Annotated in this window: 7 protein-coding genes and 3 tRNA genes; 3 read left to right on the forward strand and 7 right to left on the reverse strand. The window is 52.7% G+C overall.

Translation table 11 applies throughout. The features are described from left to right. Positions 1-2: 2 nt before the first annotated feature. The 5 genes from G5358_RS02855 to G5358_RS02875 all read right to left on the reverse strand — a co-directional run bounded on the left by G5358_RS02855 (position 3) and on the right by G5358_RS02875 (position 2,154). Positions 3-76 (reverse strand) — tRNA-Val (locus G5358_RS02855). An 18-nt stretch (positions 77-94) separates the two neighbouring features. Next, positions 95-171: transfer RNA gene (locus G5358_RS02860), tRNA-Val, on the reverse strand. A gap of 12 nt (positions 172-183) precedes the next feature. Beyond that, positions 184-260 (reverse strand) — tRNA-Val (locus G5358_RS02865). Positions 261-419: 159 nt separating this feature from the next. Beyond that, positions 420-1,799, reverse strand: a complete 1,380-nt coding sequence (locus G5358_RS02870; protein WP_040069252.1) for an MATE family efflux transporter — start codon at positions 1,797-1,799, stop codon at positions 420-422. A 148-nt stretch (positions 1,800-1,947) separates the two neighbouring features. Then, the gene (locus G5358_RS02875; RefSeq protein ID WP_113739999.1) at positions 1,948-2,154 is read right to left on the reverse strand and encodes a YaeP family protein; all 207 of its coding nucleotides are present in this window, start codon (positions 2,152-2,154) and stop codon (positions 1,948-1,950) included. A 133-nt stretch (positions 2,155-2,287) separates the two neighbouring features. Between G5358_RS02875 and G5358_RS02880 the strand changes: the two genes are divergently transcribed. The 3 genes from G5358_RS02880 to G5358_RS02890 all read left to right on the forward strand — a co-directional run bounded on the left by G5358_RS02880 (position 2,288) and on the right by G5358_RS02890 (position 7,831). Further along, positions 2,288-2,911: a riboflavin synthase subunit alpha gene (locus tag G5358_RS02880; protein ID WP_216953512.1), complete on the forward strand. Its 624-nt coding sequence runs from the start codon at positions 2,288-2,290 to the stop codon at positions 2,909-2,911. A gap of 522 nt (positions 2,912-3,433) precedes the next feature. Further along, positions 3,434-4,714 carry an MFS transporter gene (locus tag G5358_RS02885; RefSeq protein WP_302055949.1) on the forward strand — a complete coding sequence of 427 codons (1,281 nt, stop codon included), beginning with the start codon at positions 3,434-3,436 and terminating at the stop codon, positions 4,712-4,714. 54 nt (positions 4,715-4,768) lie between these two features. Beyond that, the gene (locus tag G5358_RS02890; RefSeq protein ID WP_421323574.1) at positions 4,769-7,831 is read left to right on the forward strand and encodes a beta-galactosidase; all 3,063 of its coding nucleotides are present in this window, start codon (positions 4,769-4,771) and stop codon (positions 7,829-7,831) included. A 580-nt stretch (positions 7,832-8,411) separates the two neighbouring features. On the opposite strand, the gene G5358_RS02895 is transcribed toward G5358_RS02890, so the two are convergent. After that, positions 8,412-9,719: a carbohydrate porin gene (locus G5358_RS02895; RefSeq protein ID WP_421323575.1), complete on the reverse strand. Its 1,308-nt coding sequence runs from the start codon at positions 9,717-9,719 to the stop codon at positions 8,412-8,414. Between the two features lie 174 nt (positions 9,720-9,893). Continuing rightward, positions 9,894-11,237, reverse strand: a complete 1,344-nt coding sequence (gene melB, locus G5358_RS02900; RefSeq protein WP_421323576.1) for a melibiose:sodium transporter MelB — start codon at positions 11,235-11,237, stop codon at positions 9,894-9,896. Positions 11,238-11,259: the final 22 nt, after the last annotated feature.

Here is an 11,259-nt window from a genome sequence, read left to right on the forward strand (position 1 = left end):
GGTGCGTCCTAGTGGATTCGAACCACCGACCCCCACCATGTCAAGGTGATGCTCTAACCAGCTGAGCTAAGGACGCATAATCAGTGTTCTGTAATGGTGCGTCCTAGTGGATTCGAACCACCGACCCCCACCATGTCAAGGTGGTGCTCTAACCAGCTGAGCTAAGGACGCATCACAGAAAAGTGGTGGGTTTAATTGGATTTGAACCAACGACCCCTACCATGTCAAGGTAGTGCTCTAACCAACTGAGCTATAAACCCACTTTCTCTTACTTCACTACGCCAGCGCTGCTGACGTGGTCGGCATACTACCCATGCCCCCCAAGGCTGTCAACAGGCCATATGCACAAAGGAGACTGTTTGCCCAGTTCTTGCGCAGCCTGTTGATTTTGCAGGCGAGTTGTCGCTTGCCAAGCCCTGTTACTGAGATCGCGACAGGGTAGTGCAGGCTTCCGGAGTGGCAAAACGGCCATAGATGTAGCGCAATCTCGCCCCCAGCATCAGGGCTGCACTGGTGAGGCCGACAATAAAGCCGATCCAGAATCCCTGCGGCCCCATCCGCGGCACCAGCCAGTCGGTCAGACCCAGGATCATGCCGGTGGGCAGCCCCAGTCCCCAGTAAGCGACGATGGTGACGTAGAAGATCGCCTGGGTATCCTTGTAACCGCGCAGTGCGGCGGCCGCGACCACCTGCACAGAGTCCGAGATTTGATAGATGGCGGCGAAGAACAGCAAGATGGCCGCCAGGACGATCACCTGCTGATCATCGGTATAGATGGAGGCGATCTGCTCGCGCAGCAGCACCGTCATGGCGGCAGTGGCAGCAGCGATGGCCATCCCCAGCATCAAGCCGGTGCGAGCTGCCACCCGAGCGTGATGGGGTTGCCCTTCACCGATACTGTGGCCGACCCGGATGGTGACACCCACCCCGATGGAGAGGGGTAGCATAAAGACCAGGCTGGAGAAGTTCAGCGCAATCTGGTGGCTCGCCACAGTCTCGGCACCGAAAGGAGCCAGCATCAGGGCCACCACGGTAAACAGGGTCACCTCGCAGAAGATCGCCATGGCGATGGGGAAGCCCAAGCGGAACAAGCGCCAGATCCGGCTGCCGTTGGGGCGAGCCAGCTGGGAGAAGAGCCGGATCTCGGTGAAGTGACGGGAGAGCTTCACATAGAGGATCATCGCCAGCAGCATGGCCCACAGCACAATGGCAGTAGCCACGCCACAGCCCACCCCGCCCAGTTTCGGCATGCCGAAGTGGCCGTGAATGAAGATGTAGTTGGCGGGAATATTGACCGCCAGCCCGACAAAGCCGATCACCATGGTAGGCATGGTGTGGGAGAGCCCCTCACTGAAGTTGCGCAGCACCTGGAACATCACGAACGCGGGAAGGCCCCACAGGATGGCGTGCAGATAACCAGTGGTCTTGGCCGCCATCACCGGCTCCACATCCATGAACTGCAATGCCAGCGGGCTGTAATAGAGCGCAATCATCGCCAGCGGGGTGACGATCAGTGCCAGCCAGAAGCCCTGATGGACGGCCGGGCGAATTGCCTCCCGTTTACGGGCGCCATTGAGCTGGGAGACGATGGGGGTCAGCGCCATGATGATCCCCTGCACCAGCAGGATCACCGGTAGCCAGAAGCTGGACGCCACCGACACGGCGGCCAGATCGACCGCACTCACCTGACCCGCCATCACGGTATCGACGAAGTTCATGGCGACCTGGGCCACCTGGGCGACCAGAATGGGGCTGGCTAGACGGACGAGCTGCTTCGCCTCGGACCAATAACGTTGCACTGACACCTCCGAGTGGATCAGATAAGAGTAAAAAAGAGCGGAAATCGGGAAGAGCCTTTGCACTTTCGGACGAAAGTGCAAAGGGTGGGGGAGGCATTCTAGCCTGAAATTCAGCCAGGACGAAATAGTTGCCGCCCCAGGGGCAGGATCAGGCGTCTTCGTGATCGCTGATCAGCAGGTTGGCAGCGGCATAGGCGGCCTGTTCACGCAGTTCGGCGGGTACCCGCTCATCGGCGGCGACCGCGTTGAGGGCGCGGATAGTGGCGGCGATGGCCTTCGGCACATAGCCCTGCTCGCCGGAGCCAATCTGGTTATAGGCGATACGGATCGCTTCACAACATTGATATACCTGCATTTCTTTTTTCCTTGTTTACCCGGATGTGAACGGCGTCACTATAGCGATCGGGCGCAAGCTTGTCAGCCTGTACCCTTGTCTCACCTTCTGCCCGAGGTTAACCTGCCCTTTTTGCCGTAGCAGGAGACGAGAGATGTTCACTGGCATAGTGCAGGGGACCGCCGAACTGGTGGCCATCGAGGAGCAACCCAACTTCCGTACCCATGTTATCCGCATGCCAAGCCCGGCGTGGGGGGAAGGGCTGGTCCTTGGCGCTTCGGTCGCCCACAACGGCTGCTGTTTGACCGTCACCCGGGTCGAGGGTGAGCTGGTCAGCTTTGATCTGATGCAGGAGACCCTGCGTCTCACCAATCTCGGCTTGTTGCAGGTGGGGGACAAGGTCAATGTGGAGCGGGCCGCCCGCTTTGGTGACGAGATCGGCGGTCATGCCATGTCTGGCCACATCATTGGCATGGCAGAGGTTACCTCGGTGATCGACACACCCAACAACCGTCAGGTGTGGTATCGCCTTGCTCCCGAGCTGATGAAATATGTGCTGACCAAGGGATACATCGGCATCGACGGCATCAGCCTGACCATAGGTGAGGTGCGCGAGCGGGAGCGGGAGTTTTGCGTTCACTTGATCCCCGAGACCCTGGCCCGCACCAACCTGGGTTGGGTCAAGGCTGGCTGGCAGACTAATATCGAGATCGATCCCCAGACTCAGGCCATCGTCGATACGGTGGAGCGGGTACTGGCGGCGCGCGCGGGTAACTGAAGGCACTGTCCCAGTTATATGTTGAAAGGGAGCATTGTTGCCCAAATTGATGCAGCTTGAATGAAACTAACTGAGGACTCGGTGATCTGATCACCACTACCCTCTATCAAGTCTGCATCATGGGAGCGTCCCTGTCCCCCCATCACCAACGAGTTTGTAGTGGTCTAATCATCTTGGCCACCATCGTAGGGGGAGCAGTTATCACCATGGTCTGCTTAATGACCTGATGAGATCAGGTCGCTATCTCTATAACCTCCATCTACATAATTTCGATTCTATTAATGAAGTTGCTTTAATTTTCCATATTTTATTATTTTTATAATCAGAAATTTATTATTTGATTGTGCTAGTGGGGTCTCTTTTTTATATACTTCCATATGGTGCCGGTGTAATCGTTTACATTGGTGTGTGTTACGTCACAATATGCATCGTAATTAGTTCGTAATCTTGTCATGAGGCGAGGGCAGTCTGAGGACATTCTCTCAAGTCAATGGTTTATTATGGACAATGGATGGATATTTGATGAGTATAGAAAGATTGTTTGGATTGAATAGAAATATGGTAATGTTCGGTGCCATATTTTTTCTTTACTTTTTTGTAATGGGAGCTTATTTTCCATTTTTCCCGATTTGGCTGCATGATGTCAATGGTATCAGCAAGGCTGAAACTGGAATTGTCTTCGGCACTATTTCTTTATTTGCACTTCTATTTCAGCCAGTATTTGGGCTGATTTCTGACAAGTTAGGGCTGAAAAAGAATTTGCTCTGGATCATCATTGGATTACTGGTATTCTTCGCGCCCTTCTTTCTTTATGTATTGGCACCATTGCTGAAATTGAACATCTATCTCGGTTCTATCGTAGGGGGCATGTACATCGGTTTTGTATTTGCAGGCGGGGCTCCTGCCATAGAGGCTTATGTTGAGAAGGTGAGTCGCTCCAGTCAGTTCGAGTTTGGCCGAGCAAGGATGTTTGGCGCAATAGGCTGGGCCCTTTGTGCCTCTATTGTAGGGATCATGTTTACCATCAACAATGAGTTCGTGTTCTGGATGGGGTCTGCTTTTGCTGTTGTAATGGCGGTTTTATTCTATTTTATCAACCCTGGTCGTGGTAGCACCAGTGAAGTGCTAGATAGTATTGGCGCCAATCAGAAAGGGTTTAGCGTAAAACTGGCAATGGGATTGTTAAAACAACCAAAATTCTGGTTCTTCACCCTCTATGTCGTCGGGGTGGCATGTACCTATGACGTATTTGATCAGCAATTCGCGAATTTTTTTACCGCATTCTTTGATACAAAAGAAGAAGGTACTCGTTACTTTGGTTATGTCACTACGATGGGGGAGTTACTGAACGCCAGCATCATGTTTTTTGCCCCACTGATTGTGAATCGAATTGGCGGAAAAAATGCCCTGCTAATCGCTGGGACCATCATGTCTATTCGAATCATCGGCTCCTCATTCGCCGAGACAGTTAGCCATGTCATTTTGCTGAAAACTCTACATATGTTGGAAGTTCCATTCCTGTTGGTCGGTACATTCAAGTACATCACTAGTGAATTTGATGTTCGCTTTAGTGCGACTATCTGGTTGATTGGCTATCAGTTCTTCAAGCAGCTAGCAACCATGTTTATGTCTGTGTGGGCTGGATCTATGTATGAGGTGATGGGCTTTCGTGAAACCTACTTGGTATTGGGCATTATTGCCGCAACTTTCACCTTTATTTCTGTCTTTACCCTCTCGGGAATGGGACCACTTGGGCTGTTAAAGGGTAGAACGATGGTTTCAAAAAAAGCCGCTAGTTACTAACCGACCATTTTGTAATCAGAGATTTGAAAAAGGTTATAAAAGATGAATAACAGTATGGCGTTACACCAAATCATTTGTCGTGCCGATTGGCAAACACAGGCTGTGACCAGTGTTAATCGTTTACCCACCCATACCCCCATGTTCAGCTGGCGCAGCGAAGCGGATGCCAAGGGGGATCTGGCCTCTTCCTCCCATCTCTTGCTCGATGGCGAGTGGCGCTTCTCCTTCTTTGCCGCTCCCGAATTGGTGCCCGAGAGCTGGCTGGCGCAGGATCTGACGGATGCCTGCCCCATCACGGTGCCGGGCAACTGGCAGCTGGATGCCGCCTATCCGGCTGCGCGGCCGCCCACCGATGGCCCCATCTACACCAATATCAAGTACCCCTTTCCTTGCGATCCGCCCCGGGTGCCAGCAGAGAACCCTACCGGTTGCTACTCCCGCGAGTTCGATCTGCCCGCCGGCTGGCTGGCAAGCGGTCAGAGCCGGATCATCTTCGACGGGGTGAGCAGCGCCTTCCACCTCTTCTGCAACGGCCGCTGGGTCGGTTACTCCCAGGACAGCCGGCTGCCCGCCGAATTCGATCTGACCCCATATCTGCAGAGCGGTCGCAACCGGCTGGCGGTGCTGGTGCTGCGCTGGTCCGACGGCTCCTATCTGGAAGATCAGGATATGTGGTGGCTGTCGGGGATCTTCCGCTCCGTCAGCCTGTTGCACAAACCGTCCCGCCATCTGATGGATATGCGGGTGACCCCCGAGCTGGATGCCTGCTATCGGGATGGCCGTCTCAAGATTGCCCTGCAAGTCGCCAATGGGGCTGGGCTGTCGGTAGAGGCCAATCTCTATGACGGTGGCGAGCGGGTCGCGACCCTGCGCCAGCCGATCGGCACCCAAGCCATTGATGAAAAAGGGGCGTATGACGATCGCGCCGAGTGCTGGCTCGACGTGGCTGCGCCGCGCAAGTGGAGCGCCGAGACGCCCCATCTCTATCGCCTGACCCTGACCCTGCTGGACGAACAGGGTCAGGCCATCGAGAGCGAGGCGTGCGATGTGGGCTTTAGGGTGGTGGAGATCCGTGGCGGCCTGCTGCGGGTCAACGGTCAGCCGCTGCTGATCCGTGGTGCCAACCGCCATGAACACCACCCCGCCAGGGGTTATGCCATCGATCGTGCCACCATGGAGCGGGATCTGCTGCTGATGAAGCGGCACAACTTCAATGCGGTGCGCTGCTCCCACTATCCCAACCACCCCGACTTCTATCGCCTCTGCGATCGGCTCGGTCTCTATGTGGTGGACGAGGCGAATCTGGAGACTCACGGCATGACCCCCATGGGGCGGCTGGCGCGGGATCCTGCCTGGAGCAACGCCTTTCTGGAGCGGGCGACCCGCATGGTGGCACGGGATTTCAACCACCCCTCCATCATCATCTGGTCGCTGGGCAATGAGTCGGGGTACGGCCCGGCCCACGATGCCATGTATGGCTGGATCAAGCGCAGCGACCCGAGCCGTCCGGTGCAGTACGAGGGGGGCGGGGCCGATACCCCGGCCACCGACATCATCTGCCCCATGTATGCCAGAACCCATCAGGATCAACCCTTCCCGGAGGTGCCAAAGTGGGCGCTGGCCAAGTGGATCGGCCTGCCCGGCGAGCACCGGCCGTTGATCCTCTGCGAATATGCCCACGCCATGGGCAACAGTCTGGGGGGTTATGCCCACTATTGGCAGGAGTTTCGCGATCATCCACGTCTGCAAGGCGGGTTTGTCTGGGATTGGGTCGATCAGGGGCTCGACAAATACACCGCCGATGGTCGCCACTACTGGGGCTATGGCGGCGATTTTGGTGATGTGCAAAACGATCGCCAGTTCTGCTGCAACGGTCTGCTGTTCCCGGATCGCACCCCCCATCCCGCCCTGTGCGAGGCTAAGCGCGCCCAACAGCCGTTCCGCTTTGCCCTGCTCGAGCACACCCCGCTGCGGGTGCGGATCGAGAGCGAATACCTGTTTCGGGAAACCGACAACGAGCGGCTTTGCTGGCTGTTGTGTGAGAACGGCCATGTGCAGCAGCAGGGGGAGTTCTCCCTTGATCTGGCGCCACAGGGGGTGGTCGAGTTGACCCTGAGCGAGACACTGCCCGCCTTTGCGGCAGGCTCACTGGCCTGGCTCGATCTGGCCATCGTTCAGCCGCAGGCTACCCCCTGGTCGCAGGCGGATCACAAGGTCGCCCGTCAGCAGTTCACCCTGCCGACCCCCCTTGCTCTGCCTGCTCCCGCCGCTGCCGCCACCCTGAGCGAGCAGCCGGATGGCTGGTTGGTCACCACCGCAAACAGTCAGTGGCGGCTCGACAAGCAGAGCGGTCGCATCACCAGTTGGCAAAAATCGGGGCAGGCGCAGCTGCTGGCGCCGATCATGGATCACTTTTACCGCGCGCCGCTCGACAACGACATCGGCACCAGCGAAGCGGATCACGCCGACCCCAACTCCTGGATTGCTCGCTGGCAGGGCTGTGGCCTCGGTCAGTGGCAGCACCGCTGTCTGGGGATCGCGGTCGCCGGAGCGGATATCCGGGTCAGTCATGGCTACTTTCACCACGATGAGCTGCTGCTGGTGAGTCACTGGCATCACCGCTTTACCGACGATGGCGCCATGAGCCTGGAGATAGAAACCGAGCTGGCGCAAGCGCTGCCTTCGCTGCCGCGGATCGGTCTGTTGCTCCATCTGGCCGAGGTCCCGGCGCGAGCTGAATGGCTGGGGCGTGGGCCGCACGAGAACTATCCGGATCGCCTGCTGGGCGCCGATCTGGGGCGCTGGAGCCTGCCGCTGGAGGCGATGCACACCCCTTACATCTTCCCGAGCGACAACGGCTTGCGCTGCGATACCCGCCAGTTGCAGTTGGGTAGCACGACAGTAAACGGCTGCTTCCATTTCAGTGCCAGCCGCTTCAGTCAGCAACAGCTGGCCGCTGCTCGTCACCAGAGCGATCTGGTGGTCGAAGAGGGGCTGTGGGTCTGCCTCGATGGCGCCCACATGGGGGTGGGTGGGGATGACTCCTGGAGCCAGAGCGTGCGTCCCGAGTATCAACTGCTCGAGAGTCGTTACCGTTGGGGCTGCACCCTTTATTAAGTGAAGCCTGCCAGACCATCATGATGAAGCGCCGGGTATCATCCGGCGCTTCTATTTTATGGCGTGTTATAAACATACTTTCTACACCAGGTTAGATTCATGGAGAAGATTCGAGTTCACCAAGCTGGATATCTCATCTGATGGAGATAACAAACTCGTTATTTTCTGGTGTAGAAGCTACCTCATAAAAATCAAGTTTGTAAAAAGTGAGTCATGATGTTTCCCTTAGGGAAGTGTTGATTACTTAACCTCATCAGAACGGTTTTGCTATATTTTTATCGGAGGTTACCAAAAAATATTGCTGGCTTCATCACAGAGAAATATTTATCATGCTTTTTATTAAAGATATTTATATAGAACTGTCACTATCGTGCAACCATGACTATCAATAACATCAATATGAGTATATGGCCTAGAGGCATAGAGTTTTTGTAATGAGTCATTGTAAACACGACTCAGGTATATGTCGTGTCATATACAACCAACTAATAACAATGCCAGTCATATATAACTGACTGGCATTGTGCATAGATAACTTAATACTGATATTTAGTATAGCGACATTTTCCAGTCAATATATTTACCACCATACTTCGATATTAAAGCCGAAAGTCGCTTCGTTTTGACTACCGGCTTTATCGCCAGTCAACTTAACAGGTTTGCCATACACATCGCCTTGACGACTCCACTCATTATCCAGTTCGGCGTAGGTGGCAAATAAACGCAGGGTTGGTCGAGCCCAGACAGAGCGGCCAGCTTGGAACATTTGTGCCAACGTTACCTTGGAGAAGTTGTTCACACCTGAACCATTTTGAGCCTTGACGCGCTCGTAACCAATTTCAAGAGCCGTTGCTGTAAAGTCATTCCAACTATATTGCGGACGCATACCAGCACTGAACCAGTCACTGCCGTACTCATTATCAAGCTCCAGGCTTTGATAAGCTATTGAATAAAGAGCACTCCACTTGTCATTAAAAAAGAGATCGCCATGGTTTATAACGCGGAAACTACTGCCATCATGGTCGACTCCAATCGCATATTTTACTGCTGAGGCTCCCTCGGCACTCATCAAACCGCCAGCCAATCCATCGATACCATACTGCATAGCGAGCGTATTACTACCTAGAGCCCACTTCTGCTGGTATAGCATGCTCAGCATTGCACCGCTATCCGTGATCTCCTGATTTGGATAACCTTTGTTATCAAACTGTTCGAAATGATCATTCTGGGCGAATACATAGTTCAAACCGAGCGTTATATGAGCACCACTGCTTATATTTATATCGGATAGTCGAACATCAAAGTGGTGTAACGAAGGGATCTCGTCATGGTAGGCCCCATTTTCACCAAGGGCATTATAACTGCTCTCCGGGGTGAAATAGGCGAGATGAAGCTTGGTGCCGCTAACGTCAATATTTTCAATACCAAAGCCCTTGTTAGAGACATCCCAATACTTGACATCGATCATGTGAACTTCATGGCGCTGATAGAATCGCTCCCCGGCCCAGACTACCGCGCCAGGCAAACTTGGCAATATATTATGAGCAGAAGACCAGACCTGTAATGTACCGACATCGCTCCACTTGTCGCCACTGCCAATATAATATGTGAAATCGAAGTAAGCCTCCTCTTGCCGCCACAAGTCAGCCTTGAAACCCAACTCCCACCAGTTCATCTCATTACCAAGACGATAGTTGCCATACCCCTCCTGGGCTCGTAGTACAGCATCCAGTTCTCCTTTACCCCCATTACGTTCATCGTTATTCGTGTTTATATTGCCCCACTTGGCATATCCCATAGTTGTGAAATTTTCAAATGCAGCCTGAGAAGACAAAGGCTGCATCGCTAATAAAAGCAGACTGAAGCAGTTTGATTTTTTTAGTTTCATGTATTTTCCTTACTTGTCAATATTAAATGGGTTTTCTTTGCATCGTTAAGATAATAAAAGGCACGACCTATTTCACCAGGTAACCTAGAGCTATTAATGTGAAAATGATGCGACTATCAGTGAGAACCTAAATGACGAACTCACTTATTTCTTGCAAGTTGTTTTTCTCTATATTCAAACTCGACCCAGTGCGGCCAGTATCTCATCGTGAAATTTACCATTGAGCTTATAACTTGATTTATAAATCAGATAGCTCAGACAAATTAGCAGACTCGGAATGCCTAACATCAAGACCTGCATTCCCAGCACAGTGCCTTCGCTTTGCAAAGTATTTGGGACATAGCCAACTATTGTTAGCCCAATACCAGTCAGGAAGCCGGCAAATGCACTGGCAGCTTTCACCAGCATGGTTTGCACCGAGAAGACGACACTTTCACTGCGCATGCCCATCTTGTATTCACCGTAATCAACCACATCTGCCAGCATAAGAGTTGACATCGCCAAGGCAAAGCCTGAGCCCAACTTCATTGCGGCTCCTGCCATTCCGATCAGTAGTGTATTCTCTGGCATAAAATGACCGGTAAGCAGCAAGATGACATAACTCATCAGTGGGAAAACACAAGCAAGGCGCCAAATCATGGGGCGAGATAGTTTGCTGACGATCAGTGGGAATAACACCAGTCCGATGATCTCGGCAGAGCCCGCAAATCCCATGAAGACGGCGAACATATCTTTATCGCCCATCGCATAAGTGAAGTAGTAGATAGCAAAACTACCGGCTAACTGCATTGCCAAGTTAAAGCACAACACAATACCTATCAAAGCCTTTAGTTGATCATTTTGGAAGATAATCGCTTTTACATCTTTAAAGTTGATCTTCTCAGACACCTTGGTCGCAATAGCGTTATCTTCTTTTACTTTCCATACGGTCAGCAAAGCACTCAAAATGAATATTAGCGCAATAATCATCGATACCTTGGCGAAGCCGGCACCACTATCGCCATCACCAAAAATATCGATAGCTTTCATGCCAAAGGCTCCCATAACAAACCAGGCAAAGCTTGCAAACAGGCGAGGGATCACCACAATCTGCTCTCGCTCTTTCTTATTGCTGGTTAGCGCGGGAATGAACGACCAGTAGGGAATATCCATGATTGTATATGTCATTCCCCAGAGGATATAACTGATAGCTGTATAAATGTATAGTGCGGCTCCTTCAAACTCATGGGTGAAGAAAACAGCTACCATCACGACTGAATTTATCAGGGTACCAATAACGATCCATGGTCTGAACTTACCATAGCGGCTGCGAGTATTATCAACAATCATACCCATGATGGGGTCGTTGAACGTATCCCAAATTCTGGCGACTAAAAATAAAGTGCCTACGAATGCAGCTTCAAGGCCAACGACATCGGTATAGTAATACATTAAATAAATGTAAATTATCGAACATGCCAAATCTTTACCAAGGGCTCCTATACCATAGGAAAGTTTGGCGACATTGCTTATACTCATAAAGTTTCATCCTTATTGTGAG

It is taken from the genome of Aeromonas sp. 604176, from assembly GCF_049170755.1.
Classification (GTDB): domain Bacteria; phylum Pseudomonadota; class Gammaproteobacteria; order Enterobacterales; family Aeromonadaceae; genus Aeromonas; species Aeromonas veronii_A.